Here is a 26,794-nt window from a genome sequence, read left to right as displayed (position 1 = left end):
AGTGCCGGCGGGGCTGGATGTGGGCTGGGCCCGGTGGGTGGGTGCGGCGCCGCTGCCGGGGGGCCGGCCCCCCCGGACCTCCGCGCCTTAAGTGCCGGCGGGGCTGGATGTGGGCTGGGCCCGGTGGGTGGGTGCGGCGCCGCTGCCGGGGGGCCGGCCCCCCCCGGGACCTCCGCGCCTCAAGCGTCGGCGGGGCTGGATGTGGGCTGGGCCCGGTGGGTGGGTGCGGCGCCGCTGCCGGGGGGCCGGCCCCCCCCGGACCTCCGCGCCTCAAGCGTCGGCGGGGCTGGAGTTGGGCTGGGCTGGATGTGGGCCTGGCTAGTCGCGGGTGGGGTTGGCGATGGCTCTGGCTGCCGCGAGTTCTTGGCGGACCGGGGAGAGGACGGAGGATTCGTCGATCTCGGGAGGGGCGCTCGGGCGGAGCAGGGTGGGGGTGTCGACCCGGCGGACGCCGTGGGCCAGGGCCCGGAGGTCCTCGGCGATCGCCTCGACCTCCTGGGGGACCGGGCGCTGCGCGCCGTGGTTGACCCGGACCCGCGCGGCCGTCGTCGCGTCGACGATCCGCTCGACGGCGACCACCAGCGGCCACCAGGCGGCGGCCCGTTCCCCGGTCGGCGGGGGCTCGGTCAGCGCCCGCTGGAACTCGCTGCGTACGCCCGACAAGTCCCGGTAGATGCGGCGGCGGGCCTGGAGCCGGGCGGTGCGGGCCGCCCGCAGGCCGGCCTCGGTGCCGGGGTCGGTACCCGGGCCGGAGCCGAAGGCGCGCTCCACGTACCGGGCCGCGTCGTCCACCGTGTCGGCGAGCCGGTCGCCGATCCGGGTGTGCCAGCTCTCGGGCCAGAGCAGGTACCCGGCGATCAGGGTGATGGCGCAGCCGATCAGGCTGTCGAGCAGCCGGGGCCGGACCAGGTCGAAGCCCTGGTGGTTGAGCAGGTCGGAGAGGAGCAGGATGACGGGGGTGATCGCCGCGGTCTGGAAGGCGTAGCCCTTGACCGAGAAGACGGGGATGAGGGCCGCCAGGACCACCATCACCGGCACGTCCCACCACCCCCTCGGCACCTCCGAGAGCACGGCGGCCGCGACGACGAGCCCGCCGGCGGTGCCCAGCGCGCGCAGCACGGCGCGGGAGAACACCGAGCCGAAGTCGGGCTTGAGGACGAAGGTGACGGTCAGCGCGACCCAGTAGGAGCGCTCGATCTCCACCACCGAGACGAGGGACTGCGCCAGCCCGATGCACAGCGCGAGCCGCAGCCCGTAGCGCCAGGAGGCCTCGGAGAACATCATGTCGCGCACCACCCGGCGGGCCCGGACCCGCAGCGCGGCGGGCCGGCCGAGCCGGTCGTCGACGTTGTGCATGTCGGGCTCGGCCAGCGGAACGATGGTCGCGGCGTGCCGCAGGGCCGCGTCGATGGCCCGCTCGGACTGGCCGTCGGGCGGGGGCAGGTCCAGTACCGGGGTGTCCGTACGGCCCTGCTCGACGGCCGCCGCCAGGTCCCGTACGGCCGCCGGGATCGCGGGGGAGAGGGGTCTGCGGCGCAGGTGCGCGGCGGGCGCGGCCTCGACGAGCGGGATCAGCACGTTCAGCTGGGCCAGCATCCGTACGAGCGAGGGGCTGTGGCCGTGCACCCGGGCCCGGCGGCCCAGCACCAGGTCGTAGGCGTGGTTGAGGGCCTGGGTGACCTGCTGGCGGCGTTCCTCGTAGGCGGGTCCCGGTCCGCCCGCGGCTTCCAGGGTGTCGGCGAGAGCCCGGTAGGCGGCGGCGACGGCGGCCCGCTCCGGCTGCCGGCCGCGCAGCGGCCAGCCCAGCAGGGTCAGCAGGAGCACGAACAGTCCGCCGGCGCTGAGCAGCAGGGGGGCCGTCCACCAGGGACTGGGCATCGGGAGACCGGCGCCGACCACGGCGTTCAGCAGGAGCAGCAGTCCCGAGACGGAGGCCACCGTGCCGATGGAGGAGATCATCCCGGAGACCAGGCCGAGCAGGGTGAGGACGCCGACCGCGACCCAGCCGTGTCCGAAGACCAGGGTGCCCAGCGCGACGCCCACGGCCCCGAAGAGCTGGGGCACGGCGATGTTCAGGATCCGCATCCGGTAGGCGTCCGCGGTGTCGCCGATGACCCCGGACAGGGCGCCCATCGAGACGAGCGCGCCGTACTCGGGCTCGTCGACGGCGAAGCCGACGGCCAGCGGCAGGGCCATGGCGACGGCCGCGCGCAGCGCGGCGGCCCAGGGGATCGGCGCGGAACTCGGCCGCAGCCCCTTCAGCAGCCAGGCGGGCGGGGCCAGCGGGCCGAACCGTCCGGCTGCCGCCGGCGCGGCCCGGCCCGTCCTGCCGGGCCCTCCTGTCCGTCCCGCCCGTCCGGCCCGTCCGGGCGGTATGTCTTCGGTGCGTTCGGTGCTCATTCCCGCTTCCGTGCCGCCGCTCGTGAATCGGTTCTTCTGTGCTGTTCTCAGGATTCTTCTACGGATTTGCGTGCCAATCCGCCGGTTCCGAGCTTATGGGGTGCGGCGCGTGCGGCCTGCCAGCCAGGCGGCCAGCGCGGCGGCGAGCCCGACGGCCAGCACCACCCAGGCCGTGGTCCGCAGGAACGCGGTGAGCGCGTCGTACACCGCTTCGGCGGCCTGCCGGTCGATGTCGGCCGGCAGGTCGTTCAGGGTGAGGCGGCGGCACACGACCACGGCCACCCACAGCAGGACGGCTCCGACGGCCAGCCCCACCCCGGTGGCCAGGACGGCCCGGCGGCGCCGGACGGCGACGGCGATGGCGACCGCAGCCAGCACCACGGTGAGCACGGGGAGCCAGACTCCGGCGATCTGCAGCATGCGGAAGCCCTTCCGGAGCGCGCCGAGGTTGTCGTACTCCATGACCTTCACCGAGACGTGGGTCTCGGGGATGCGGTCGGCGAGCGGCACCCCGTTCTCGACGAGTTCGCCCTTCACGCTGGCGATCACGGGTGCGAGGTCGATGGTCACGGCGTTGCCGTCACCGGTGGTGAGTGCCTGGAAGAAGGCGGCGTGGGCGGCGCGGTTCGCGGCGTCCCAGGCGGTCCGGTAGGCCGGGGTGCCGACGAAGGAGCGCAGGGCCTCGCCGAGCAGGGCGTCGACCCCGCCCTGGAAGGGGCCGGCGTCGATCTGCCCGGAGAGGGCCCGGCCGGCCTGGGTGACGACGAGGTTCCCCACGGCGGGGTCCGAGGCGAGCGGGGACATGGCCGCGGTGTAGCGGTCGGCGCTGCCGAGTTCGTGGTCGGCCCAGTACGCGACGGCGCTCGCGGGCACCAGCAGGGCCACGAGCGCGATGAGTACCGCCGAGAGGAAGGTCCGCACGTCACCAGGGAAAGGGGGCCGGACGCGCGGCGCGAGCCGGGTTGCTGCGGCCGGGTGGTGCGGGCCGGACGCGCCCGCTCGACTCCATCTCGCTCATGGACGTGGTCTTCGCCGTCGAAGGGCCCGGACACCGGCCCCGGGGCGTAGGCCGCCTCTTTCGGATCGTGCCGGGGACTGCTCCGGTTGCCGGTCCCGGGTTGCGGGTGTGCCCTGGAGGATGGGAGAGAGGAGCCCGTCATGGCACATGCGGCACCCACCGCCCCCCGGGGGCACCGGCAGCCGGCGTCCGGTACGGCGGCCCACACGAGCAGGTCGGCCCTCGTGCGACCGCTGCTCATGGGACTGGTCTACGGCGTCTACGCCGCCTTCATGAAGCGTCAGATGGGGCCCGTCGACGCGGGCAACGTCTTCTTCGGGATCCTGTGCGGCGCGATCTTCGCCGCCTGCCTGGTGGCCCTCGCCCGGATCGGCCCGCGGCTGGCACAGGAACCGCACGCGGCGGCGTACGGGATCTTCGCCGGCGTCTCCTTCGGCTACCTGTACAGCCTGGCCGACGAGTCGATCCTGAAGAGTTCGGGCCTGGGCCTGCTCGTCGGCGCGGGCGTCGGCGCGGCGGCCTTCTACCGCTACCACACGCGCAACGCCCCGTAGGCCGCCCGGCGCTGTCCGCGTACGCCGGAGCCCCGGCCACCCGCCGTGTGCGGGGGCCGGGGCTCGGTACTTTCGGCGGGGCGGATCCGGACGAAAGGCTGAGGTGGTCCGGCGGGTGGGTGACGGAGACTGATGGAGGCGCCGGTTCCCGTGCTCCGTGGTCGAACCTCACCTGACCACTCTCCGTTGCCGAGGGTGCGGGAACCGGCGCCTCCCCATGTCCTGATGTCCTGATGTCCTGACGGCCCCGCGCGGTGTCCCGCGCGGGGTCCTACGCGGCCGTGTCGTCCCCGGCCGGGGCTTCGGCATTGGTCTGGGCGGTCTTCGCGGACTCGGGTTCCGGCTGGCGTACGGGCGGGGCCGGCGGGGAGAAGCGGGCGGCCTCGGCGCGGAGCATGGCGTTCAGGGCGAGGTACGGGTCGAAGGTCATGGCGGAACCTCACGGTGTTTCGGGGGTGTGGGGGGACGCGCGCCAGGGGCACCGGTGTGCCGGGCGCGCGGTGCTGCTGCTCGGCCTCTCGGACCGGTCAGCAGCGCAGGACCACACTCCGTGCCGCCCGCAGGGACGCCGTCGGTGCGTCGGCCCCCGTCGGGTGCGGGGCCGGCTCCCAGGGTCCGGTCCGGGGAGGTTTCACGTGAAACACCGGCCGCTGCAGTCCCCGTACGCCGGGGACGCCGCGCGCCGGAACGCGTACGGCCACCCGTACTTCGGGATCGCCGGCCGGATCGGAGGGTGCCTCCGTGGGCTCGGCCGGGGCGCTGGGGGCGGAGCGGGGGCCTTCGGCCGTCGCGGTGGACGGGCCGGCTCCGCCGACGCCGAACAGGCACAGCAGCAGGGCGCAGAGCACCGACAGGGCCGTCAGCAGGGCCCTGTCCGGTGCCGTTCGCGCACGCCGCGTACCGCTCATGCGGAGGGTGTGCCCCGACACGCGGGCGCACTCTCCCCCGGGACCGCAGCGTCCCCCGACCGGGGGACGAAGACACCCCCCACGGCTGTCAGGTGGCCGCAGGGGGTGTCCGTCCTTCGGGGGCCGCCGCCGGTCAGGGCAGGGTGCGGCGGTGGCCGGTGAGCCGCGCCAGCACGGACGTTTCGCCGCTGATCAACCGGAGTTGGGCCCGCCCGGCAGGCCCGCCCCGCCCGGCGGTCCCGGGGGAGACCCGGGTCACGGTGAACACGGCCGTACGCCGGTCGGCGCGCGCGACCTCGATGGTCTGCCCGCGCCGCAGTTCGCCGAGCCGGGGCAGGTCTCCGGAGATCACGGCCGTACCGGCCGCGCCCGGGGGCGGGCCCGTGGAGTCCCATACGGCACTGTCCGGCACGGGAGGTTTGGCGTCGGCGGCGCCGGGCTGGACCTCCGGCGCGTACGGTCCGCCGGACGGCGCACCGCCCGTCAGCGGTAGGTCCGTTCCGAGGGCCGGGATGGCCAGGCGCAGCGGCGGCGAGGCCGGCAGGGCCGTCACCCCCGACCGTCCGGTCCGCCGGGAGCCCTTGCCGGTGACGTGTCCGCCGGAGTGCTCGAGCTGCCGGGCCAGCCGGCGCGGCCCGGACAGCCCCAGGACCCGCGAGGGCAGGGCGTCGCCCGCGGTCGGGGCTGCCGGACGGCCGCCTTCGGTGGTGCGCAACACCCCTAGGCCGGCGCACAGCAGAGTCACCGTCAGTACGCCGACCACCCATTGGGCGCGGGGCATGGGAATCCCTCCTGGTCCGGCTCGGGCGGCCGGTTCCGAGAGCAGTGGACCCTTCCCCTGCCCCCGGTGGGGCCCGTAACACGGCGAACTGACGGCGACTCATCGCTCCGTCACCCCTATTCCCGCACGTCCTCGCAGCTGGCGGCCGGTGGGCCGGGCCCGGATCCGGCACGGGGGGTGTGCGGCCGAACGGGTGAGAACGTCAAGGGCGGACCTTGGGCGTGTCGGATCGGCGGCACGTTCTGCCACATGCGAAAACCTGTCAAGCGGGACGATATGACGGGGCGTCGGCCGGAGTTGCGGGGTGGGGACGGGCGGCTTGTCCTTGGATCATGAATGATCCGTACGCATATGCCCTCGCCATGGGGCCCCCTCACGTCCCGAGTCCTCCCGTCCGGTCCGCCCCGCAGGCCCCTGCCCATGCCCCTGCCCATGCCCATGCCCTGGCCGGCGCGGCTGCGCTCACACCCGCTCCGGTGTCCGGGCGGGCCGCCGGACGGGAGGCAGGACGGGCGCAGCGGCCCGGGTGAGGTACCCGGCGCCGAGCGGCGGGCCGTCCAGCTCGGTCGTGGCGACCGCGGGCTGGAGCCCCGACAGCCGCCGCAGCAGGCCGGGGGCCAGCTCCGGGCCGACCGCCCGGGTCAGCGCCGAGGCCTCGGTGGGGTGTGCGTGCACCCAGCCGATGTGGCGCAGCCCCGACCAGCCCGGCTCCTCGGCGGCCTCCGCCAGGGCCCGGGCCGCCGGGGCCAGGGGCAGCAGCCTGACCCCGGCGGGATCCCCCGGCTCCGGCGTTCCCGACTCCGGTGTTCCCGGCGGATCCGGCCGGACGGACTCGGCGACCGCGAGCCGGGTGAAGGCCGGCCGGGGCAGCTCCGCGTGGTCGGCCAGGTCGCTGACGGTCGGGGCCAGGCAGTGCACCCCGGCCGGGAACCCGTCCCGTACGGCCGCGGCGGCGACCGTACGCCCGGCCGGACCCGCGTCCCCGACCGTGACCAGGTGGAATGCCGTACGCCTCTCCCCTCCGGAGACGAGGGGCAGCAGCGCGGCCGCGGTGGCGGCGGGCTGCTCCACGCACCAGACGGCGTCGAAGCGGCCGACGGCTGCGGGGTCGGTCGGCGCAGACGACGCCAGGACCTCGGCGCCCCGGCGGGCGTCGAGCCGGGCCGCGAGGAGGTCCACGTACTCGGGATACAGCCCGATCAGCGCGAGCTGACGGGCCAGCAGGAGCCTGCTCTGCCGGACCTCGCCGCCGGTGAGCAGGGTCAGGTGGTGGCCGCGGCCGAGCAGCTCGGCGGCGAGCCGGATGCCGGTGGGGCTGGCGGCCCCGGCGAGGGCGATGTGCACGGCGGACTCGTTTCGAAGGAGGTGGGGCGCGTGCGGCTACGCGGTGGCGATGTTGTGGGCGGCGCCGGCGGGCCGGGCGGATCGGGCGGTCCCGGCGGCCCGGGCGGCGGCCGGGACGGGCGGCAGCGGTGCGGTCACCGTGACCTCGCCCGGGATCCCCACCCGCGCGAGGAAGGCACCGCGTTCAGGCCCGGCGCCGATGACGGAGAAGCAGACCGAGTCGCCCGCGCCGACCAGGCCGTTCACCACGTCGGTGTAGAAGAGCACCGGGGTCGCGGAGGTGACGAGATTGCCGAGCTCGCGGGCGTGCGCGGGGGCCTTCCCGGTGTCCAGGCCGGCGAGTTGGTGGTAGTTCTCGACCAGGGCCGGACCGGCCTGGTGCGTGTAGACCCGCCGGACCTCGTCCACGAAACCGGGGCGGTGGGCGTCCATGGTCTCCTGGTTCATCATCATGCCGCGCGAGTAATAGCGGGCCAGTTCCGGTCCGTTGAGTCCGAATGCGGAGAGCTCGGCGGACCCGGGAAAGCCCGGCGGGTGGGCAGCGCCGCCTCCGGGGTAATGGATGAGCGGATCGCTGAATCCGGGCTCGCCCCCGAAATCGAGGGAATCGCGCGAATAGAAACCGAGGCCCGCCTCGAAGGTGTCGTCCCGCTCGAATACCAGGGCGGTCGCGGCATCGGAGAACAGCGCCCCGGAACACCACAGGGTGTGCGCGAAAGGATGATCCCCGTCGGCGCCGCTGTACTGGGAAATGATGCCGTTCTCGTCGATCCCGATGGGGCTCGCGGCGTTGTACGAGATCACCAGCGCGCGGCGGGCCCCCGTCCGGGCCAGGTGCGCGGCGACGCGGGAGAGCCCGCCGCAGCCGGCGCCGAGCTGGAAGGGGGGCACGCTGTCCGGGATGCGCAGCCGGCGCAGCAGGTTGAAGGCGTCCTGGTCGAGCATGATCTCGTACGGGGTGCACGTGGCGACGAAGACGGCGTCGATGTCCCCGGGCTCGGCGAGGGCGGACCGCAGGGCGGAGCGGGCGACGTCGACGACGGTGTCGAGCGAGGCGAAGCGCTCCCGGTCCCAGCTCTTGGAACTGACCCCGAGTATGCGCTCGATATCGGCGCCGCTGATTTCCTTCCCGGGCCGCTTGCGGTGCGGGATGTGCGCGAGCCGGGCCCAGTCGTCGACGGAGATCACTTCGCCGATCTGGGCGCCGACACCGGAAATCCTATAGGGGAACGGGTACGCGTACGCGGCGGAGGCTGGGGGATTGGCCGTTTCCGAGGCAGACATGCTTCTCCGGTCCGTGGAATCCGATGGGGACGGCTCCAGCGAACACCAGCGGGAGGGCGGGGAGAAGGGAATGCGGGGGGTGCGGTGGTGAAAGCGTTGAATACCGGGCGCTGCCCGTTCCACCCGCTCCACCCGTTCGGCCCGTTGAGCACGTCCCGCCGGGGGCGGTCGGTGTGAGCGGGCGGCGGGTGGCCAATGCCCGGCTGGGCGACCTGCTGGCCGAGGCCGGGTGGAGCGGGGCGGAGCTGGCGCGGGCCGTCAACGCGCTCGGGACCCTGCACGGGCTGACCCTGCGCTACGACCGGACCGCCGTCGCGCACTGGCTCTCCGGCACCCGGCCGCGCCGGCCCGTGCCCGAGCTGATGGCGGCGGCGCTGACCGAGCGGTGCGGGCGGCTGGTCACGGTGGCGGAGGCGGGCCTCGGCGCGGGCTCGGCGGGGCCCGGCGTACCGACCGGCCCGGCGGCGGCGCCCGAGGAGGGAGGGCTGCTCCGGCTCGCGCTGCGGGCCAGGGCGGACGCGGATCCGCACGGCAGGGCCCGGCTGCTGCGCAGCCCGTACCAGCCGGTGCCGGTGCCCGCGGCGGTGTGGGACCCGGATCCGGCGGAGGGAGAGGGCCCCGGCTCAGACCCCGGCTCAGACCCCGGCCCAGGCCCCGGCCCAGGCCCCGGCCCCGGTGACGCGCGCACGGGTGCGGTCGCGCGTACGGGAACCGGCATGTCGGAGCTCGCCGCTCGGCGGCATCTCGCGGCGCACGCAGAGCAGTTGCGGGCCCTCGCGGGAAGCTTCTCGGGCCTCTACCTCACCCATGGCGGCGTCCACACCCGTACGGCCCTGGCGGCCTGGCTGGCCCAGGACGCCGGCGCCTTCGCGGCCCGCCACACGGAGGGCCCGGGGCCCGCCGTACGGGTCCGGGGCGCGGCCGGCCGGGCGGAGGCCGGACCGCGGTGCGGGGTGGCGGAGGTCTGCCGGGGGTACGCCCAACTCGCCCACTTGCTCGCGGAGATGACGGCGGACTCCGGGTACCACGGGCTCGCGCAGGAGTATCACGGCATCGCCCTCGGGCTGGCACGGCAGGCAGGGGACCGGCGGATGTACGCCATCACCCTGCGCGCGATGAGCGCGCACGCCGGCCGGCTCGGGCAGCCCGCGCACGCGGTACGGCTCGCCCGGACGGCGGTGGAGACCGCGCCCGCGGACGGGGAGCCCGGCACGATGGCGTTCCTGCTGGTCCAGCGTGCGGCCGCGCACGCCCACGCCGGGCACCGGGCGGCCGCCGCCGCGGACCTGGCCGCCGCCGACCGGTCGCACGGGCGGCACGCGGCCGACCCGCCCGAGGGGCCCTTCGACTCGTACGCCCGGGCCGACCTCGACTTCGCCCGGGCCCGCACCCACCTCGCCCTCGGCGAGTTCCCGGCCGCGGCCGAGGCGCTGGAGCGGTCCCTGCACGGCCGGGCGGCCGGCCAGCACCGGGCCACCGCGCTCACCCATGCCGCGCTCGCCGAGACGCTGCTGCGCCTCGGGCACCTGACCCGGGCGTGCGAGCACTGGCGGGCGTTCCTCACGGCCGCCCCGGCCGTGCAGTCGCGTGCGGTACGCGAGGCACTGGGCCGGCTGCTGCGCGACCTGACCCCGTACCGGCGCACGAGGGAGGCGGTCCCGACCGTCGCGATGGCCCGGGCGCTGGCGGAACGGCTGCCGTGAGCGCGACGGGACACGCGGCTGCGGCAGGGCCGCGGCAGGGCCGTGCCGGCGCCAGCGTCAGCGGCAGCCCGCTCAGCCCGTGGCAGCGGCCGCCCGGCGGTAGCGGAGCTCGGGGACCGGAGAGCCGTCCGCGTACTCGGTGAGGGTGCCGCCGTCGGGGCCGAAGCCGGCCCGCTCGTAGAACCGGCGCGCCCGGTCGTTGCCTTCGACCACCCAGAGCCGTACCGCCGGGTAGGGCGCCCGGCGCAGCATCAGGTCGTTGGGGATGTCGCTCCGGATCACCTGCTGTCCCTGCCGTCGGGCGGGCAGGGAGCGGCCGAAAGGGGGAGGTGGGACGGGGGTCCCGCCGGTCATTCTTCAAGGTGGAGTACCCCGCCTACCGGGCTGATCGCACCCACCCCGGACCCACCCACCCGGACCCACCCGGCCCGCACCCCGCGAAGGAGCACCATGTCGAACACCGCCCCCTCCCTGAAGTCCCTCGCCCGGCGGGTCTGGCAGGGCCTGAACCGCCCCGAGGCGGCCGTCCTGCTGGAGTCGGACAACCTCCTGGTGAAGACCCCCGGGCCCGGCGCGGTCTGGCCCCGCGGCAGCCGGCAGGCCGTCGGCTGGTACGTGGTGGGCCCGGCCGGCGACGTGGTGGACATCGAGCTCGTCACGACGGAGGGCGCGCAGTCCCGGACGAAGGCCGTCCTCGCGACCGGCGTCGCGACCCACCGCACCGGCATCACGGTGACGGTCCCCGCGGTCGCCCCGGGCCGTTACCTCGTCCTGATCACCTCCACCACGGGCCTGCTCGACGCCTACAGCCAGCCGGTCACCGTCACCGCTTGAGGTCCCGCAGGGCCGTGTTCAGTTCCAGGACGTTGACGCGCGGCTCGCCCATGAAGCCGAGGGTGCGGCCCTCGGTGTGGGCCTTCACCAGCTTCGCGACCTCCCCGACCGGGAGTCCGTTGCGCTGGGCGACGCGGGCCGTCTGGAGCTCCGCGTAGGCTGGGGAGATGTCGGGGTCCAGGCCGGAGCCGGAGGAGGTCACCGCGTCGGCCGGGATCCCGTCGAGGCGCGGGGCGTAGCCCGGGACGGTGTTGTCGAGCAGGACCTTGGTCTTGGCCTCCTGCACCGCCTTCAGCAGTTCTGGGCTGTCCGCCGCCTTGTTGGTGGCGCCGGAGACCAGCAGCTCGTACTGGTTGTTGACGGTGTTCTTCGCGAGTCCCGCCGCCGGGCGGCCCTGGAACCAGCGCAGGTCGTCCCCGTACGACTGGCCGATCAGGGAGGAGCCGACGACCTTGCCGCTCGCGTCCTTGATCTCGGAGCCGTTGGCCTTGTGGCCGAAGGCGGCCTGCGCGATGCCGGTGACGGCGAGCGGGTACAGGACCCCGCACAGCACGGTGAGGACGAGCAGGGCGCGGAGCCCGGCGCCGAGCAGGCGGGCGGTGTTGCCTACGGAGTTGTTCATGAGGTCACTACGTTCCTAAGTCGGCGGAGCCCTGGATCAGCGCAGGCCGGGGATGAGGGAGACGACCATGTCGATGAGCTTGATGCCGATGAACGGGGCGACGAGGCCGCCGAGTCCGTAGAGGGTGAGGTTGCGCCGGAGCATCTTGTCGGCGCTGGTGGGCCGGTACTGGACGCCCTTCAGGGCGAGCGGGACCAGGGCGATGATGACGAGCGCGTTGAAGATGACCGCGGAGAGGATCGCGGAGTCGGGGGAGTGCAGGCCCATGATGTTGAGCTTGTCCAGGCCCGGATAGACCGCCGCGAACATCGCGGGGATGATCGCGAAGTACTTGGCGACGTCGTTGGCGATGGAGAAGGTGGTCAGCGCACCGCGGGTGATCAGCAACTGCTTGCCGATCTCCACGATCTCGATGAGCTTGGTGGGGTTGGAGTCCAGGTCCACCATGTTCCCGGCCTCCTTGGCGGCCGAGGTTCCGGTGTTCATCGCCACGCCCACGTCGGCCTGAGCCAGCGCCGGGGCGTCGTTCGTACCGTCGCCCGTCATGGCGACGAGTTTGCCGCCGGCCTGTTCCCGCTTGATGAGGGCCATCTTGTCCTCGGGGGTGGCCTCGGCGAGGAAGTCGTCGACGCCCGCCTCCTCGGCGATGGCCTTGGCGGTCAGCGGGTTGTCGCCGGTGATCATGATGGTTCTGATGCCCATGCGCCGCAGCTCGTCGAAGCGTTCGCGCATGCCCTCCTTGACCACGTCCTTCAGGTGGATGACACCGAGGATCCGGGCGCCCTTGCCGTCCTCCAGGGCGACGAGCAGCGGGGTGCCGCCGGCGCCGGAGATCTCGTCGACCTTGGCCCGGGCGTCCGGGGCGACCGTACCGCCCTGTTCGCCGACCCAGCCGATGATCGAACCGGCCGCGCCCTTACGCACCTTGCGGCCGTCCACGTCCACGCCCGACATGCGGGTCTGCGCGGTGAAGGGGATCCATTCGGCGCCCACCAGCTCGCCCTGGTGGCGTTCGCGCAGTCCGTACCTCTCCTTCGCGAGGACCACGATCGAGCGGCCCTCGGGGGTTTCGTCGGCGAGCGAGGAGAGCTGGGCGGCGTCGGCCAGTTCGGCGGCGATGGCGCCCGCGACGGGGACGAACTCGGAGGCCTGGCGGTTGCCGAGGGTGATGGTGCCGGTCTTGTCGAGGAGCAGGGTCGAGACGTCGCCCGCCGCTTCCACCGCGCGCCCCGACATGGCCAGGACGTTGCGCTGCACCAGGCGGTCCATGCCGGCGATGCCGATGGCGGAGAGCAGGGCGCCGATGGTGGTCGGGATGAGGCAGACCAGCAGTGCGGTCAGCACGATCATCGACTGCTTGGCACCCGCGTACATCGCGAACGGCTGGAGGGTGACGACGGCGAGCAGGAAGACGATCGTCAGCGAGGCGAGCAGGATGTTGAGCGCGATCTCGTTGGGGGTCTTCTGCCGGGCCGCGCCCTCGACCAGGTTGATCATGCGGTCGATGAAGGTCTCGCCGGGCTTCGTCGTGATCTTGATGACGATGCGGTCGGAGAGGACCTTGGTGCCGCCGGTGACCGCGCTGCGGTCGCCGCCCGACTCGCGGATGACGGGGGCCGATTCACCCGTGATGGCGGACTCGTCCACGGACGCGACGCCTTCGACGACGTCGCCGTCGCCGGGGATGATGTCACCGGCCTCGCACACGACCAGGTCGCCGATACGGAGCTCCGTGCCGGGCACCTGCTCCTCGACGGCGCCGTTCAGGCGTCGGGCGACGGTGTCGGTCTTGGCCTTGCGCAGGGTGTCGGCCTGGGCCTTGCCGCGGCCCTCCGCGACGGCTTCGGCGAGGTTGGCGAAGATGGTGGTCAGCCACAGCCAGACGGTGATCGCCCAGCCGAAGAGGTTGCCCGGGTCGGAGATCGCCAGCGCGGTGGTCAGTACGGAACCGATCAGCACCACGAACATGACCGGGGACTTGACCATGACCCGGGGATCGAGCTTGCGCACCGCGTCCGGGAAGGACTTCAGCAGCTGCTTCGGGTCGAAGATGCCGCCGCCGATCTTGGCCTTCTCGGGCTTGTGACCGCTGGGCAGGTCCCCGTGCGGGGCTCGGGTGGGGGTGGCGGTGCTCATGAGGCGAGCCCTTCGGCGAGCGGGCCCAGCGCCAGGGCCGGGAAGTAGGTGAGGCCCGTGACGATGACGATCGTGCCGACGAGCAGGAAGGTGAACAGCGGCTTCTCGGTGCGCAGGGTGCCCGCGGTGGCGGGGACCGGCTGCTGTTCGGCGAGCGAGCCGGCCAGGGCCAGGACGAACACCATCGGCAGGAAGCGGCCGAGCAGCATCGCCAGACCGGTGGTCGTGTTGAACCACTGGGTGTTGGCGTTCAGGCCCGCGAAGGCGGAGCCGTTGTTGTTGCCGGCCGAGGTGTAGGCGTAGAGGATCTCGGAGAAGCCGTGCGCGCCGCCGTTGGACATCGAGGTGACGGGGGTCGGCAGGGCCATCCCCAGCGCCGTGAAGCCGAGCACGAGGGTGGGGGTGATCAGGATGTAGCAGGCGGCGAACTTGATCTGGCGGGTGCCGATCTTCTTGCCGAGGTACTCGGGGGTGCGGCCGACCATCAGGCCGGCGATGAACACCGCGATGATCGCCATGATCAGCATGCCGTAGAGGCCGGAGCCGACGCCGCCGGGCGCGATCTCGCCGAGCTGCATGCCCAGCAGCTGGATGCCGCCGCCCAGTCCCGTGTACGAGGAGTGGAAGGAGTTGACCGCGCCGGTCGAGGTCAGCGTCGTGGCGACCGAGAAGATCGCCGATGCGCCGATCCCGAAGCGGGCCTCCTTGCCCTCCATCGCACCGCCCGCGGCCTGGAGCGCCGGGCCGTGGTGGCCGAATTCCGTCCACAGCATCAGGGCGGTGAAACCGAGCCAGATGGTGACCATCGTGGCGAGGATCGCGTAACCCTGGCGGACCGAGCCGATCATCTGTCCGAAGGTGCGGGTCAGGGAGAAGGGGATGAGCAGGATCAGGAAGATCTCGAAGAGGTTCGAGAAGGGGGTCGGGTTCTCGAAGGGATGGGCGGAGTTGGCGTTGAAGTAGCCGCCGCCGTTCGTCCCGAGTTCCTTGATGGCCTCCTGCGAGGCGACCGCCCCGCCGTTCCACTGCTGCTTGACGCCCAAGAACTGCCCGACCTCGTGGATGCCGGAGAAGTTCTGGATGACCCCGCAGGCCACCAGTACGACCGCGGCGATCAGCGACAGCGGGAGCAGGACGCGGACGGTGCCGCGCACCAGGTCGGACCAGAAGTTGCCCAGCTCCCCGGTGCGGGAGCGCGCGAAGCCCCGTACGAGGGCCACTGCGACGGCCATCCCCACGGCGGCGGAGAGGAAGTTCTGGACGGCCAGGCCGCCGGTCTGGACGAGCGGGCCCATGGCCTGCTCGCCGGCGTACGACTGCCAGTTCGTGTTGGACACGAAGGAGGCGGCCGTGTTGAAGGCCTGGTCCGGCTTGATGGAGACGAAGCCGAGCGAGCCGGGCAGGTGGCCCTGCAGGCGCTGGAGCAGGTAGAGGAAGAGGACGCTCACCGCCGAGAAGGCGAGGACCGAGCGCAGGTAGGCCGGCCAGCGCATCTCGGCGTTCGGGTTGGCGCCGACCGCCTTGTAGATCCACTTCTCGGGGGCGTAGTGCTTTTTCGAGGAGTAGACGCGGGCCATGTAATCGCCCAGGGGACGGTGGGCGAGGGCCAGGGCCGCGAAGAGCGCGAGCAGCTGGAGCACCCCGGCGAGGACGGGACTCATCGGCGCTAGAACCTCTCCGGGAAGACGAGGGCGACGACGAGGTACCCCAGCAGGGCTACGGCGACCAGCAGGCCGACGACGTTTTCGGCGTTCACAGCTTGGCCACTCCCTTGGCGACGAGGACCACCAGCGCGAAGACCGCGATCGTGGTGACGACGAAGGCCAGATCGGCCATCGTGAGCTCCCGGAGGGTTCGAGGGCGGGCGTTTTTCGGACACCCCTGAGTGGAACGCCTTTTCGGCTCCTCACAGGCTTCCTTGACGGGGCCCATACGCCCGTTGGCACGGCCTTGACGGGTCCCTAACGCGGGCGGACGTGCCGTTCACCCAGAGTGAGTTGATGTGCATGGGTATGCCCGGTGCATGGCGATATTGGGCCGAGATCTAGGGCGTAAAATTCCGCATACTGGAAATCTGTTTCCGACATGCGGTATCCCGCGTTATGCTCCGGCCGTCCGCATGCGGAAAGCGGCAAGCGAAAGCGAATCCCTGCCAGGAGGAATGCCATGCCCGAGAGTCGTGTCGCCCTGATCACCGGTTCCTCCTCCGGCATCGGCGCGGGCATCGCCCGCAGGCTGGCCGCGGCCGGCATCCGCGTGGTCCTGAACTCGGCGCGCAGCGAGAGCGCGGGCAAGGCGCTCGCCGCCGAACTCCCCGACGCGGTGTACGTACGGGGCGACGTCGCGGACGCCGACGACGCGCGGCGGATCGTCCGGACGGCGATCGACACGTACGGACGGCTCGACGTCCTGGTCAACAACGCGGGCGTCACCCGGTTCATCCCCCTGGGCGACCTGGACGCGGCCGACGCCGACGCCTGGCGCGAGATCTTCGAGGTCAACGTCATCGGCACCTGGCAGCTGATCACCGCTGCCACGCCCCACCTGCGGGAATCCGGGGCGGGCTCGATCATCAACATCTCCTCGGTCTCCGCGACCCGCGCGCTCGGCAGCTCGATCCCGTACGCCGTCAGCAAGGCCGCGGTCAACCACATGACCCGGCTGCTGGCCTCCCAGCTCGGACCCGCCGTCCGGGTGAACGCGATCGCACCCGGCCTGATCGACACCCCCTGGTACGAAGGCGAGGACCAGGTCTGGGAGAGCTCGCGGGAGTGGATCACCGAGAACACCCCGCTACGCCGCGTGGGCACCCCGGAGGACGTGGCCGAGGCAGCGCTCTACCTGGTCGACGCCGCCTACACGACCGGCGACGTGCTCACCGTCGACGGCGGCCGGCACGTCGTCTGACCCGGCTCGGACGCGGCGCCGGCGCGGCTCCGACGCCACCCCGGTCGCCCCGGCCCCCATCCCCACCGGATTCCACATCGTGGACAACTACCCTCGGAATATGAACGCAGAAGCCGACGCACGCGACGCCGCCGCACTCGCCCTCTCCGCAAAGGCCACGGTGAAGGCCGACGACCGCAGTCACGTCTTCCACTCCTGGTCGGCCCAAGAGCTCATCGACCCGCCGGCGGTGGCCGGCGCCGAGGGCTCCTACTTCTGGGACTACGACGGCAACCGCTTCCTCGACTTCTCCAGCGCCCTCGTCTACACGAACATCGGCTACCAGCACCCGAAGGTGGCCGCGGCCATCGCCGAGCAGGCCGGCAAGCTCTGCACCGTCGCGCCCGGCTTCGCCGTCGACGTGCGCTCCGAGGCCGCCCGGCTGATCGCCGAGCGCACTCCGGGCGACCTCGACAAGATCTTCTTCACCAACGCGGGCGCCGAGGCCGTGGAGAACGCCGTCCGCATGGCCCGGGTGCACACCGGCCGCGCCAAGGTGCTCTCGGCGTACCGCTCGTACCACGGCGCCACCTCCACCGCGATCAACCTCACCGGGGACGCGCGCCGCTTCGGCAACGACACCGCCACCGCCGGCGTCGTGCACTTCTGGGGCCCGTTCGCCTACCGCTCGCCCTTCTACGCGGCCACCCCCGCCGAGGAGTGCGAGCGCGCGCTGCGCCACCTCGAGGACACGATCGTCTTCGAGGGCCCGCAGTCCATCGCCGCGATCATCCTGGAGACCGTCGGCGGCGCCCCCGGCGTGCTCGTGCACCCCGACGGCTACCTCGCCGGGGTCCGGGAGCTCTGCGACCGCTTCGGCATCGTCTTCATCCTCGACGAGATCATGGTCGGCTTCGGCCGCACCGGTAAGTGGTTCGCCTCCGAGCACTGGGACGTCGTCCCCGACCTCATCTGCTTCGCCAAGGGCGTCACCAGCGGCTACGTCCCTCTCGGCGGGGTCGCCATCTCGGCCGCCATCGCCGAGACCTTCGCCCGCCGGCCCTACCCGGGCGGGCTGACGTACTCCGGGCACGTGCTGGCCTGCGCCGCCGCCGTCGCGACGATCAACGTCATGGAGGAGGAGGGCGTCGTCGAGCAGTCCGCCCGCACGGGCGCGGAGCTGCTCGGGCCGGGCCTCGCCGCCATCGCGGAGCTCCACCCGTCCGTCGGGGAGGTGCGCGGGCTGGGCACGTTCTGGGCCCTGGAGCTCGTACGGAACAAGGAGACGCGCGAGCCGCTGGTCCCGTACAACGCCGCCGGCGCGGACAACGCGCCGATGGCCGAGTTCGGGGCGGCCCTGAAGAAGGCCGGGCTGTGGCCGCTGCTCGCCGGGAACCGCATCCACCTCGCGCCGCCCTGCAACGTGTCCGCCGAGGACGTCGAGAAGGGGCTGCGGATCATCGACGAGGCCCTGACGGTGGCTGACGCGCACACGGTCTGACCTGCGCAGATCGTACGGTTGCCCAAGCCGTGGGTGCCTGTTCTCGGAGGATTCGCTCCCTTACGAACGGCAGGGAGGCGTGCTGGAATCAACAGGCACCTACGGACCGGGATGCACGTCAGTCCCGGGGCGGTCCACGTCTTTCTGAGATCTGTGATTTCTGAGATGCATGACCGAACGGCGGGGGGCGGGCTGCGCGTCCGCCGGACGCCGGGCGTACGGGATCCAGACAACCGGACTCCGTGTTCCCGAGTACCCGAAGGAAGACAGCGCATGAGCAAGCACATCCTCGCCCAGAACCAGTACGGCAAGGCCGAGAACCGCATCGTCAAGGTCACCCGCAAGGGCAGCGACGGTTCCTGGCACGAGATCCGCGACCTCAACGTCTCCGTCGCGCTGCGCGGCGAGTTCCGTGACGTCCACCTCACCGGTGACAACGCCAACTGCCTCCCCACGGACACCACGAAGAACACGGTGTACGCGTTCTCCAAGGAGCACGGCGTCGCCTCCCCCGAGGCCTTCGGCATCCTGCTCGCCAAGCACTTCGTCTCCTCCCAGGCCCCGATCCGCGAGGCGCAGATCCGCGTCGAGGAGTACGCCTGGGAGCGGATCCCGGTCCCGACGCGCAAGGAGCAGCACTCCTTCGCCCTCAAGGGCACCGAGGTGCGCACCGCGCAGATCACGTACAGCGAGACCACCGGTCTCCAGGTGATCTCGGGTCTGAAGGACCTGACCGTGATGAACTCGACCAACTCCGAGTTCCACGGCTTCATCAAGGACAAGTACACGACGCTGCAGGAGGCGTACGACCGCATCCTGGCGACCAAGGTCACCGCGCGCTGGGCGCACTCGGCGCTCGCCGCCGACGACGCCGAGTACGACTGGGACCAGTCGTACAAGAAGGTCCGCAAGAACATGCTGGAAGCCTTCGCGGAGACCTACTCGTACTCCCTGCAGCAGACCCTGAACCAGATGGCCGAGCGCGTGCTCGACAACTGCCCCAAGGTCAACGAGGTGCGCCTCAACCTCCCCAACAAGCACCACTTCCTCGTCGACCTGGAGCCCTTCGGCCTCAAGAACGACAACGAGGTCTACTTCGCGGCCGACCGCATGTACGGCCTCATCGAGGGCACCGTGCACCGCGACGGCGTCCAGCCGGTGATCGCGACGAGCGACTGGATCGTGGCCTGACGCCCGCTCCATCCAGGGAAGTTCGGCCCGGACCGCGTCGCGGGTCCGGGCCGTTCCGCGTTCGCGGCCCGACGCCGCCGGGCTCGCCCCCGCCGGGCCCGACCCCGCCCGGCTCGCCCCGATCCGGCCCCGCGCCATGAAGCTCAAGTCTTGCTCTGAGATGGCAGGGCGGGGGTTGGGCGCCGCGCCGTCAGGTGAAACTGCTGACAGACGAGGCGGGCCGAAACGGGGGTGTACCCGGTATGCGGTGGGTGTTCCGGCAGTTCGCAAGGGGCTCGGACGAGATACGGGATCTGGATGTGTACGAGATCGCGTTCCTGGCGGGTGGGGCGCGGCGGGTGGCGGACAGCGCGATGGTCGAGCTGAACAGGCGCGGCCTGCTCGTGGTGCACGCCGCGCAGGTGCGTACGGTGGACGGGGAGTTGCCCGGGCATCCGGTCGAGCGTCGTGTGCTCGCGTTCTGCGGGCGCACCAGGAGCGTCGACGCCGTCCGCGCCGACCTGCACCGCTCCCTGGAGAGCTACGAGATCGGCCGTCGGCTGGCCGCTTGGGGCCTGGTGAAGGGCGCGGACCGCCGGGTGACCCGGAGCGGCAGACGGCACCTGGAGGCGGCCGGGCGCGACGCGAGCATCCCGGAGTACGTCCTGCGCGGGGCCGCCGGCGTCCTGGACGCTACGGTCCGGCGCCCGGTCGGCCGCGCGCAGGCGGAGGCGGCGGTGAGTGAGGCGGTGCATCAGCCCCTGTCCGGCGGGTCCTCCGGCCCGCCCACGAGCAGGTTCCAGCGCCCGGACCGCCCCGTCAGCGCCGTCACCGACCCCGGTCGTACGTCGAGCCGCCAGAAGGCCGCCGCGGGCAGCTCCAGGGCCCACACCACGGCCGCCCGCACGACGCCCTGTCCGACCACCGCCCGGTGCGTCCCCGGCGCCAGGGCGCCCAGGTGCGCGCCGACCCGTGCGATCAGCGCCTCCACCGACTCCCCGCCGCCGGCGGGCGCGTACGCGGTGTCGGTCATCCACCGCCGCAGCCCCCCGGGGTCCTCCCCGGCGACCTCGTCCAGGGTCCGCCCGGCCCAGTCGCCGTGATCCTGCCCGCGCAGCCCGTTGTGCCCCGGGCACGGTTCCCCGTACGGGAAGCGGTGCAGGCGTCCCGCCTCGTCCAGAGGGGGGCTCACGAGCCGGACGCGTACGGTGGTGGGGTGCACCGTCCGATTGTTCCGGGGTTTCGCACCGCGTTCAACCATCGGCCACCTACCGGGCGCGGACATGACAATCAACCCGGCGAGCGTCTTCCCCTCAGGGTGAAACCCTCATGTAAGGAAGAACATTGACCCTCCGTTCGGCCGCCCGCGCCTCCGCACTCGTGCTGTGCACCGCACTCGCCGCGTCCGTCGCGCTCCCGGCACAAGCCTCCTCGATCAGCGGCATCCGCCCCAAGGCCGAGACCGCGCCGCTGTACGACGACGCGGCGGGCGGTGACGCCAACGCGGACGACCCGTCGATCTGGCGCAACGCCGCCGATCCGGGCCGCAGCCTGGTGATCGCGACCGCCAAGCAGGGCGGTCTGCGGGTCTACGACCTGGAGGCCCGGCAGGTCCAGTCGCTGCCCGCCCCGGCCGGACCGGGCGCCGACGACGCTCCCGGCCGCTTCAACAACGTCGACCTGGTCAACGGTCTGCGGCTGGGCGGCGGGCGCGCCGACGTCGCGGTGGTCAGCGACCGTGGCAACGACCGCCTGCGGATCTACCGGATCGACCGGAACCGGCCCGGCGGCCCGCTCACCGACGTCACCGACCCGGCGGCGCGACCGGTCTTCTCCGCCGACCAGGCCGAGATCAACGAGCAGCAGACCGCGTACGGCCTGGCCACCTGGACGGACCGGAAGACCGGCCGGTCCTACGCGGCGGTGAGCCAGCGCAACCGCACCCGGATCGCCCTGCTGGAACTGGTCGCCACCCCCGCCGGCACGGTCGACTACCGCCAGGTGCGCACGCTCGACCTGCCGTCCTCCTTCCGCCTGCCGAACGGCGCCTCCTGGACGCCCTGCGGTGAGCCGGGCGAGCTGCCGCAGATCGAGGGCATGGTCGTCGACCCCGCGGACGGCACCCTGTACGCGGGGCAGGAGGACGTCGGCATCTGGCGCATCGACGCGGGCCTCACCGGCACGCCGAAGCTGATCGACAAGGTGCGCGAGTACGGCGTCCCCGGCACCTACGACGAGGAGACCGAGGAGTGCGCGCCCGGCGCCGATCCCGGCTACGGCGGCAAGCGCCTGACGGCGGACGTCGAGGGCCTGACCCTGGTCACCGAAGCGGACGGTGACGGCTACCTGCTCGCCTCCAGCCAGGGCGACGACACCTTCGTCGCCTACGACCGCGAACGCGAGGACCACAACGAGTTCGAGGGCGCCTTCCGGATCACCGCGGCCTCCGCCATCCTCGACGGCTCCGAGGTCTGCGACGGCGCCGCCGCCCTCAACGCCCCCCTCGGCACGCGCTACCCCCGCGGTCTGCTCGTCGTCCAGGACGGCCGGGAAACCCCCGGCGACGGCGACCGCGAGGCGACCGGCTTCAAGTTCGTCGACCTGGGCGAGGTGGTCGACGCCATCGGCTGATGCCACCAGGGTGTCGACGGGCGGGGCGGCGGGGCGGCGGGGCGGCGGGTGAGGTCGGGCGGGGCGGCGGGGCGGCGGGTGGGGCGGAGCCCTCCGGAGACGCCCTGTAAGGGGACCATAAAGAGCGGTACGGTGGCGGACGACAAGACGACGGTATGACGGAAGTCCGGTTGAGAATCCGGCACGGTCGCGCCACTGTGAATCCTCCCGGAGGGGGAGGAAAGTCAGACCCGCCACCGTCGTCGCAAGCACCACTGACCGGGACGCGTGTTCCCTCTGGAGGTTCCTGCCATGGCCGACTCCGCCGTGCCCACGACTGCCGCCCCGCCGGCCGTCGCACCCATCTCCCTCAACGCTCTGGCCCCTTGGGCGCTGTTCGCCGGCGTCCTGATGCTGGTCCTGCTCTACCTCGTCGGCGCCGAGCAGGGCGCCACCGCGATCTTCGAAGGCGACACCATCCACGAGTGGATGCACGACGGTCGCCACCTCCTCGGCTTCCCCTGCCACTGATCCGCCGATCGCAAGGGACCGATAACTCCATGAACACCATTTCCCCCCGCGCGCTCCTCGTCCGGGGCATGCTCGCCGGCCTGCTGGCGGGCGTCGTCGCGTTCCTCGTCGCCTACTTCCTCGGTGAATCCCGGGTCGACGCGGCGATCGCCCTCGAGGAAGCCGGAGCCCATGACCACGGCGGCGCCGAGGCCGCCCCGGTCAGCCGGGCCCTGCAGGCCACGGCCGGGCTGGGCACCGGCACCCTGCTCTACGGGATCGCGCTCGGCGGCATCGCCGCGCTCGTCTACTGCTACGCCCTGGGCCGGATCGGCCGCTTCGGCCCCCGGGCCACGGCGCTGCTGGTCTCCGGCGGCCTGTTCGTCACCGTCTCCCTGGTGCCGTTCTTCAAGTACCCCGCCAATCCGCCGGCCGTGGGAGACCCCGAGACCACGGTCCAGCGGACCACCCTCTACGTCCTGATGCTCGCGCTCGGCCTGCTGCTCGCGGCGGCCGCGCTGATCCTGGGCCGGCGCCTCGCGCCGCGCCTGGGCAACTGGAACGCCTCGGTCGCCGCCTCGCTCGCCTTCGTGGCTGCCGTCGGCATCGCCTACGCGCTGCTTCCGGGCGTCAACGAGGTGCCGGGAGGCTTCCCGGCGGCGCTCGTCTGGCAGTTCCGGCTCGCCTCGCTCGCCATTCAGGCCGCGATGTGGAGCACTTTCGGCCTGGCTTTCGGATTTCTTGCCGAACGGGCCCTTGCCTCCGCCCCCACACCCAAGGAGGCTGTACAGCCTGCGAGTTGACGTCTTGCGTGCGAGTGACTGAAAGGCTGGTGACGGCGCGGTGACGACGGCGACCCGAGAGTTCGGGGACCACCGAAGACCCAAGGGCCGCCGTGAGGGGCCGCGACGCCCGCACCTGCCCCGGCTGCCGACCCGGCAGCAGTGGCGGGGCGTGCGGGAGTGGCGGGGCTGGACGGGCGCCGCCCCGTTCTGGCTCAATGCGGTGCTCCTGCTGCTGACCCCGTTCACCAGCGTCACCCTGCTCGCGCAGGTCGGCATCATCGCGGGCCTCACCGCCATCGGCGGCCTGGCCCGCCACCTCTGGTCGGGCGACTACGGCCATGCGGCCATCCACTCCGCCGCCGTGCTCATGGGCGCGGCGGCGGTGACGGTCGTCGTGGTCTGACGACGCGGGGCGCGGCGGGACGCGGCGAGGCGTGGTGAGACGGGGCGGGGTGAGACGGGGCGGGCGGTTCGGGGGGCTAGCCCCCGGACGACTGTCCCGGCTGCCGGATGTAGCGGCGGCGGACGCTCAACCATGCTGGTTTCATGACCAGTTACCGCAGCAGGACCGTACTCGCCGCCCTGGCCGCCACGGCCGTGGCGGCCACGCTGACCGGCGCCGGCACCGCCGGCGCCGCGGCCGCCGCCACCACCCGCGACGCCGCCCGCCCCGCCCTGGACTGGGCGCAGTGCACGCACAAGGGCCACCTCGACGGCCAGCAGTGCGCGAAGCTGTCCGTCCCCCTCGATTACGCCGACCCGGCCGGTCCGCGGGTCGAGCTCGCCGTCTCCCGGCTGCCCAGCACCCGTCCCGCCGCCCGGCGCGGGACGCTGGTCGTGGTGCCCGGCGGCCCGGGCGGCTCGGGCGTACAGCGGCTCTCGCAGAAGGGGGCCGCCCTGGCGGGGCAGTTGGCCGGGGCCTACGACATCGTCGCGCTGGACCCGCGCGGCGTCGGCGGCAGCGTCACCGCCGCGTGCGGACTGGACGCGGCCGACCGGCGGCTGACGACCCTGCGCTCCTGGCCTGCCGCCGACGGGGGGATCGCGGAGAACGCCGACCGCTCCCGCCGGGTGGCCGAGGCCTGCGCCGCGAACGGCGGCGCGGAGCTGCGCGGTTTCACCACCGCCAACCAGGCGCGCGACATGGACCGCTTCCGGGAGGCCCTCGGCGAGCGCAAGCTCTCGGTCTGGGCCGTCTCGTACGGGACCTACGTGACGGCGGTGTACGCGCAGAAGTTCCCGCAGCGCACCGACCGCCTGGTGCTGGACAGCAGCGGTGACCCCGATCCGAAGCGGGTCGCGCGGGGCTGGCTCGCGAACATGGCGCAGGGCGCGGAGGACCGCTTCCCCGACTTCGCGGCCTGGGCGGCGGACCCGGCGCGGGCGGCGGAGGGGCTTCGGCTCGCCGAACACCCGGACGGCGTAAGGCCGTTGTTCCTGGCGCTGGCCGAGGAGCTGGACCGTTCCCCGAAGCCCTCGAACGTCCCCGGCCTGCCGCTGACCGGCACGATGCTGCGCCAGGCCCTGCAGACCGCCCTCTACGGCGACGCCCAGTTCCCCGCCTTCGCCCGCCTGGTCCGTGCGGCCCAGGATCCCGGGGCGGTCCCGGAGCTGCCCCAGGAGCTCGCCGGGGTACTGCCCGACTCGGACGCGGCGCTGATGGTGGGCGTCATCTGCAACGACGTGGCCTGGCCGAAGGACGTCTCCGGCTACGCGCGGGCGGTGGCCGCGGACCGGGCCGCGCACCCCCTGACGGCCGGGATGCCGGCGAACGTCACCCCGTGCGCGTTCTGGAAGGACGCCCCCGCCGAACGCCCCACCCGGATCACCGACCGGGGGCCGTCGAACATCCTGATGGTGCAGAACCTCCGCGACCCGGCGACCCCGTACGCCGCCTCGCTGAAGATGCGCGAAGCCCTCGGTTCGCGCGCCCGGCTGCTCACCGTCGACCACGGCGGCCACGGGGTGTACCTGGGCAACGGCAACGCCTGCTCCGACCGCACCGTCACCGCGTACCTCACGACGGGGGAGCGTCCGCTCCGGGACTCGGCGTGCCCGTCCTGAAGATCCGGTCCAGGTGGTGGCGCAGCACCGCGACGGCCGACTCGGGTCCGCGCTGGCCGACGAGGATGCTGGTGCCCATGGTCGCCGCCATGGCCAGCAGGCCGATCGCCTCGATGCGCGCGTCGACGCCGGGGTCGGCCAGGCCGGATTCCTGCGCCTGGCCGATGAGCCCGGCCACCGCGTTCTCGGCGGCGTCGGGGTTGTCGATGAAGGGCTGGGCGGCGAGGGCCTCGTCGGTCACGGACAGGATCGAGTACGAGCTGTAGAGCAGGTGGAAGGTGCGGCTCTCCTCGTCGGTCGGCAGGGAGGCCAGCAGCAGCGCCTCGACCGTGGCGCGCGGGCCGGGAGCGGGGCCGGCGGCGGCGAGGCGGGCGCCGACCCGGGCGGTGAAGCGGTCGGTCAGGTGCTGGAGCCCGTAGAAGAGCAGCTTCTCCTTGGTCTGGAAGTAGTACTGGACCAGGCGCAGGGAGACTCCGGCCTCGGCGGCCACGTCGCGCATGCCGACCGCGTGCAGCCCGCGCCGTCCGGCGACGCGGATGAGCGCCTCGGCGATCCGGGTGCGGCGTTCCTCGTGGTCCACGCGTTTCGGCATGTTCTGGTGTCTCCGCCCGTCGGTGCTCGGCTCGTCGGTGGTCGTCCGTGATGAGCCTGCGGCTCGTTTTCATGGTACCGCCGTATCAACATCATGGTACGGTCGTATCACGAAGAACGGATCCCCGGTCCTCCAGGAGGTGCCCCCGTGCCCGACAACAAGCCCCGTGTACGCCGCGACATCGGCCACTACGTGAGCGACGAACTGCGCGACCGCTACTTCGCCGCCTGCGACGCGCTCTACGCGAAGGGGGCGCCCGCCCGCTCCGAGACGGACGTGGAGACGAGCTTCGGGACCACGCACGTCTACCGGTACGGCCCCACGAACCCGTCGGCGGAGTCCCGTACGCCGATCGTCCTGATCCACGGCTCGGGCGGCTGCTCGGCCCAGTGGTACCCCAACACCGCCGCCCTCAGCGCCGACCGGCCCGTCTACGCCCTCGACACCCCCGGCGACCCGGGCCGCAGCATCCAGCGCGAGGTGATGTGGCAGCCCGAGCGCGCGGCCCAGTGGATGGACGAGGCCCTCGACGCGCTCGGCCTGGACCGCGTCCACCTGGTCGGCTCCTCCTACGGCGGCTGGCTGGTCATCAACCAGGTGCACCTGCGCCCCGGCCGGCTCGCCTCGGTCACCGCCCTGGATCCGGGCGGCCTGGAGAAGGTGGGGCTGCGCTTCTTCGTCTGGATCTTCGCCAGCCTCTTCGCGACCTACGCCCCCAAGGCGCTGCGCCCCGCCCTGGCCAAGTGGCTGGAGCAGCCGGTCCTGATCGACCCCGAACTGCGCACGATGATCCAGAGGAGCGTCCGCGCCTTCCGGATCCGCCGGCCCGCCCCGCTGCCGCTCTCGGACGCCGAACTGGGCACGATCCGCACGCCGTTCTACCTGATCATGGGCAAGCGGAGCCTGCTCGTGCACCCGAAGCGCCAGCTGGAGCGGGTGCCGCGGCTGATCCGCGGAGCCCGCGCCGAGATCGTCTCCGCGACCGGGCACGGACCGCAGATCGACCACCCCGAGCTGGTCAACGCCCGGATGCTCAGCTTCTTCGAGGACGTCGACTCCCTCGACCCGGCCGCGCACGAGGCCGCGTAGCAG

The 26,794-nt window shown here is 72.9% G+C and carries 27 protein-coding genes, 1 pseudogene and 1 riboswitch; of the genes and pseudogenes, 13 read left to right on the top strand and 15 right to left on the bottom strand.

The genetic code is table 11. The features are described 5' to 3' along the window. Positions 1-318: 318 nt before the first annotated feature. Together ACIQV3_RS28495 and ACIQV3_RS28490 are read right to left on the bottom strand one after the other, a co-directional pair. Positions 319-2,400, bottom strand: coding sequence for an FUSC family protein (locus ACIQV3_RS28495; protein WP_403716732.1), 2,082 nt, complete (start codon positions 2,398-2,400; stop codon positions 319-321). A 93-nt stretch (positions 2,401-2,493) separates the two neighbouring features. Next, positions 2,494-3,321 carry a hypothetical protein gene (locus ACIQV3_RS28490; RefSeq protein ID WP_403716730.1) on the bottom strand — a complete coding sequence of 276 codons (828 nt, stop codon included), beginning with the start codon at positions 3,319-3,321 and terminating at the stop codon, positions 2,494-2,496. Positions 3,322-3,558: 237 nt separating this feature from the next. Between ACIQV3_RS28490 and ACIQV3_RS28485 the strand changes: the two genes are divergently transcribed. After that, the gene (locus ACIQV3_RS28485) at positions 3,559-3,972 is read left to right on the top strand and encodes a hypothetical protein (protein WP_403716728.1); all 414 of its coding nucleotides are present in this window, start codon (positions 3,559-3,561) and stop codon (positions 3,970-3,972) included. A gap of 271 nt (positions 3,973-4,243) precedes the next feature. Here ACIQV3_RS28485 and ACIQV3_RS28480 read toward each other — a convergent pair whose 3' ends face one another. The 5 genes from ACIQV3_RS28480 to ACIQV3_RS28460 all read right to left on the bottom strand — a co-directional run bounded on the left by ACIQV3_RS28480 (position 4,244) and on the right by ACIQV3_RS28460 (position 8,289). After that, a complete protein-coding gene (locus ACIQV3_RS28480; protein ID WP_403716726.1) occupies positions 4,244-4,402 on the bottom strand; it encodes a hypothetical protein in 159 nt (52 codons plus the stop codon). A 97-nt stretch (positions 4,403-4,499) separates the two neighbouring features. Beyond that, the gene (locus ACIQV3_RS28475) at positions 4,500-4,880 is read right to left on the bottom strand and encodes a hypothetical protein (RefSeq protein ID WP_403716724.1); all 381 of its coding nucleotides are present in this window, start codon (positions 4,878-4,880) and stop codon (positions 4,500-4,502) included. 133 nt (positions 4,881-5,013) lie between these two features. Continuing rightward, on the bottom strand, positions 5,014-5,661 hold the full coding sequence (locus tag ACIQV3_RS28470) for a hypothetical protein (RefSeq protein WP_403716722.1): 648 nt from the start codon (positions 5,659-5,661) through the stop codon (positions 5,014-5,016). Positions 5,662-6,123: 462 nt separating this feature from the next. Then, the gene (locus ACIQV3_RS28465) at positions 6,124-7,005 is read right to left on the bottom strand and encodes a hypothetical protein (RefSeq protein WP_403716720.1); all 882 of its coding nucleotides are present in this window, start codon (positions 7,003-7,005) and stop codon (positions 6,124-6,126) included. Between the two features lie 36 nt (positions 7,006-7,041). Beyond that, positions 7,042-8,289, bottom strand: coding sequence for a 3-oxoacyl-[acyl-carrier-protein] synthase III C-terminal domain-containing protein (locus ACIQV3_RS28460; RefSeq protein WP_403716717.1), 1,248 nt, complete (start codon positions 8,287-8,289; stop codon positions 7,042-7,044). Between the two features lie 173 nt (positions 8,290-8,462). Here ACIQV3_RS28460 and ACIQV3_RS28455 point away from each other — a divergent pair, with 173 nt between their 5' ends. Continuing rightward, positions 8,463-9,992 (top strand): hypothetical protein, encoded by a 1,530-nt coding sequence (locus ACIQV3_RS28455; protein ID WP_403716714.1) that lies wholly within the window; start codon positions 8,463-8,465, stop codon positions 9,990-9,992. Between the two features lie 72 nt (positions 9,993-10,064). On the opposite strand, the gene ACIQV3_RS28450 is transcribed toward ACIQV3_RS28455, so the two are convergent. Continuing rightward, positions 10,065-10,274, bottom strand: coding sequence for a hypothetical protein (locus tag ACIQV3_RS28450; RefSeq protein WP_403716712.1), 210 nt, complete (start codon positions 10,272-10,274; stop codon positions 10,065-10,067). 168 nt (positions 10,275-10,442) lie between these two features. On the opposite strand from ACIQV3_RS28450, the gene ACIQV3_RS28445 reads away from it, so the two are divergent. Next, positions 10,443-10,826: a Ser-Thr-rich GPI-anchored membrane family protein gene (locus ACIQV3_RS28445; RefSeq protein ID WP_403716710.1), complete on the top strand. Its 384-nt coding sequence runs from the start codon at positions 10,443-10,445 to the stop codon at positions 10,824-10,826. On the opposite strand, the gene kdpC is transcribed toward ACIQV3_RS28445, so the two are convergent. From kdpC to ACIQV3_RS28420, 5 genes are read right to left on the bottom strand one after another with little or no spacing between them, the layout of a single operon-like run. Next, positions 10,816-11,448, bottom strand: a complete 633-nt coding sequence (kdpC, locus tag ACIQV3_RS28440; protein WP_403716708.1) for a potassium-transporting ATPase subunit KdpC — start codon at positions 11,446-11,448, stop codon at positions 10,816-10,818. The genes ACIQV3_RS28445 and kdpC overlap by 11 nt on opposite strands. Before the next feature lie 36 nt (positions 11,449-11,484). Beyond that, positions 11,485-13,584, bottom strand: a complete 2,100-nt coding sequence (gene kdpB / locus ACIQV3_RS28435; protein ID WP_403716705.1) for a potassium-transporting ATPase subunit KdpB — start codon at positions 13,582-13,584, stop codon at positions 11,485-11,487. Further along, entirely contained in the window at positions 13,581-15,245 is a 1,665-nt protein-coding gene (gene kdpA, locus ACIQV3_RS28430) for a potassium-transporting ATPase subunit KdpA (RefSeq protein WP_403716703.1), read from the bottom strand. The genes kdpB and kdpA overlap by 4 nt, the downstream gene beginning before the upstream one ends. Positions 15,246-15,250: 5 nt before the next feature. Continuing rightward, the gene (kdpF, locus tag ACIQV3_RS28425; protein WP_215024204.1) at positions 15,251-15,340 is read right to left on the bottom strand and encodes a K(+)-transporting ATPase subunit F; all 90 of its coding nucleotides are present in this window, start codon (positions 15,338-15,340) and stop codon (positions 15,251-15,253) included. Beyond that, a complete protein-coding gene (locus ACIQV3_RS28420) occupies positions 15,337-15,516 on the bottom strand; it encodes a hypothetical protein (protein ID WP_403716701.1) in 180 nt (59 codons plus the stop codon). Before ACIQV3_RS28420 ends, kdpF begins: the two co-directional genes overlap by 4 nt. 234 nt (positions 15,517-15,750) lie before the next feature. On the opposite strand from ACIQV3_RS28420, the gene ACIQV3_RS28415 reads away from it, so the two are divergent. The 4 genes and pseudogenes from ACIQV3_RS28415 to ACIQV3_RS28400 form a co-directional block, all read left to right on the top strand. Continuing rightward, complete coding sequence (locus ACIQV3_RS28415) at positions 15,751-16,491, top strand: SDR family NAD(P)-dependent oxidoreductase (RefSeq protein ID WP_403716699.1); 741 nt, start codon at positions 15,751-15,753, stop codon at positions 16,489-16,491. A gap of 100 nt (positions 16,492-16,591) precedes the next feature. Next, on the top strand, positions 16,592-17,971 hold the full coding sequence (locus ACIQV3_RS28410) for an aspartate aminotransferase family protein (RefSeq protein WP_403716697.1): 1,380 nt from the start codon (positions 16,592-16,594) through the stop codon (positions 17,969-17,971). A 273-nt stretch (positions 17,972-18,244) separates the two neighbouring features. Continuing rightward, positions 18,245-19,162, top strand: coding sequence for a factor-independent urate hydroxylase (pucL, locus tag ACIQV3_RS28405; RefSeq protein ID WP_243330865.1), 918 nt, complete (start codon positions 18,245-18,247; stop codon positions 19,160-19,162). A gap of 242 nt (positions 19,163-19,404) precedes the next feature. Beyond that, positions 19,405-19,728: pseudogene (locus ACIQV3_RS28400) on the top strand (TIGR04222 domain-containing membrane protein); the annotation flags it as partial. 167 nt (positions 19,729-19,895) lie between these two features. Here the strand turns inward: ACIQV3_RS28400 and ACIQV3_RS28395 are convergent. Then, positions 19,896-20,402, bottom strand: a complete 507-nt coding sequence (locus tag ACIQV3_RS28395) for a histidine phosphatase family protein (protein WP_403716912.1) — start codon at positions 20,400-20,402, stop codon at positions 19,896-19,898. Positions 20,403-20,485: 83 nt separating this feature from the next. Here ACIQV3_RS28395 and ACIQV3_RS28390 point away from each other — a divergent pair, with 83 nt between their 5' ends. The 5 genes from ACIQV3_RS28390 (at position 20,486) to ACIQV3_RS28370 (ending at position 25,110) form a co-directional block, all read left to right on the top strand. After that, on the top strand, positions 20,486-21,772 hold the full coding sequence (locus tag ACIQV3_RS28390; RefSeq protein ID WP_403716694.1) for a phytase: 1,287 nt from the start codon (positions 20,486-20,488) through the stop codon (positions 21,770-21,772). A gap of 116 nt (positions 21,773-21,888) precedes the next feature. Continuing rightward, positions 21,889-22,025: riboswitch (cobalamin riboswitch) on the top strand. 38 nt (positions 22,026-22,063) lie between these two features. Then, positions 22,064-22,282, top strand: coding sequence for a CbtB-domain containing protein (locus ACIQV3_RS28385; RefSeq protein WP_403716692.1), 219 nt, complete (start codon positions 22,064-22,066; stop codon positions 22,280-22,282). Positions 22,283-22,311: 29 nt separating this feature from the next. After that, positions 22,312-23,064 carry a CbtA family protein gene (locus ACIQV3_RS28380; protein ID WP_403716690.1) on the top strand — a complete coding sequence of 251 codons (753 nt, stop codon included), beginning with the start codon at positions 22,312-22,314 and terminating at the stop codon, positions 23,062-23,064. Positions 23,065-23,104: 40 nt separating this feature from the next. Then, the gene (locus tag ACIQV3_RS28375) at positions 23,105-23,449 is read left to right on the top strand and encodes a hypothetical protein (protein WP_403716687.1); all 345 of its coding nucleotides are present in this window, start codon (positions 23,105-23,107) and stop codon (positions 23,447-23,449) included. Positions 23,450-23,592: 143 nt separating this feature from the next. Next, a complete protein-coding gene (locus ACIQV3_RS28370; protein WP_403716685.1) occupies positions 23,593-25,110 on the top strand; it encodes an alpha/beta hydrolase in 1,518 nt (505 codons plus the stop codon). Here the strand turns inward: ACIQV3_RS28370 and ACIQV3_RS28365 are convergent. After that, the gene (locus ACIQV3_RS28365) at positions 25,064-25,702 is read right to left on the bottom strand and encodes a TetR/AcrR family transcriptional regulator (RefSeq protein ID WP_403716683.1); all 639 of its coding nucleotides are present in this window, start codon (positions 25,700-25,702) and stop codon (positions 25,064-25,066) included. The two genes, ACIQV3_RS28370 and ACIQV3_RS28365, sit on opposite strands and share 47 nt — an antisense overlap. 147 nt (positions 25,703-25,849) lie before the next feature. Between ACIQV3_RS28365 and ACIQV3_RS28360 the strand changes: the two genes are divergently transcribed. Next, positions 25,850-26,791, top strand: a complete 942-nt coding sequence (locus tag ACIQV3_RS28360; RefSeq protein WP_403716681.1) for an alpha/beta fold hydrolase — start codon at positions 25,850-25,852, stop codon at positions 26,789-26,791. Positions 26,792-26,794 lie beyond the last annotated feature (3 nt).

This window comes from Streptomyces sp. NPDC099050, assembly GCF_044759865.1.
Lineage (GTDB): Bacteria > Actinomycetota > Actinomycetes > Streptomycetales > Streptomycetaceae > Streptomyces.
Note: the sequence above shows the minus strand (reverse complement) of the source record. Positions and strands in the feature narration are given on the sequence as shown.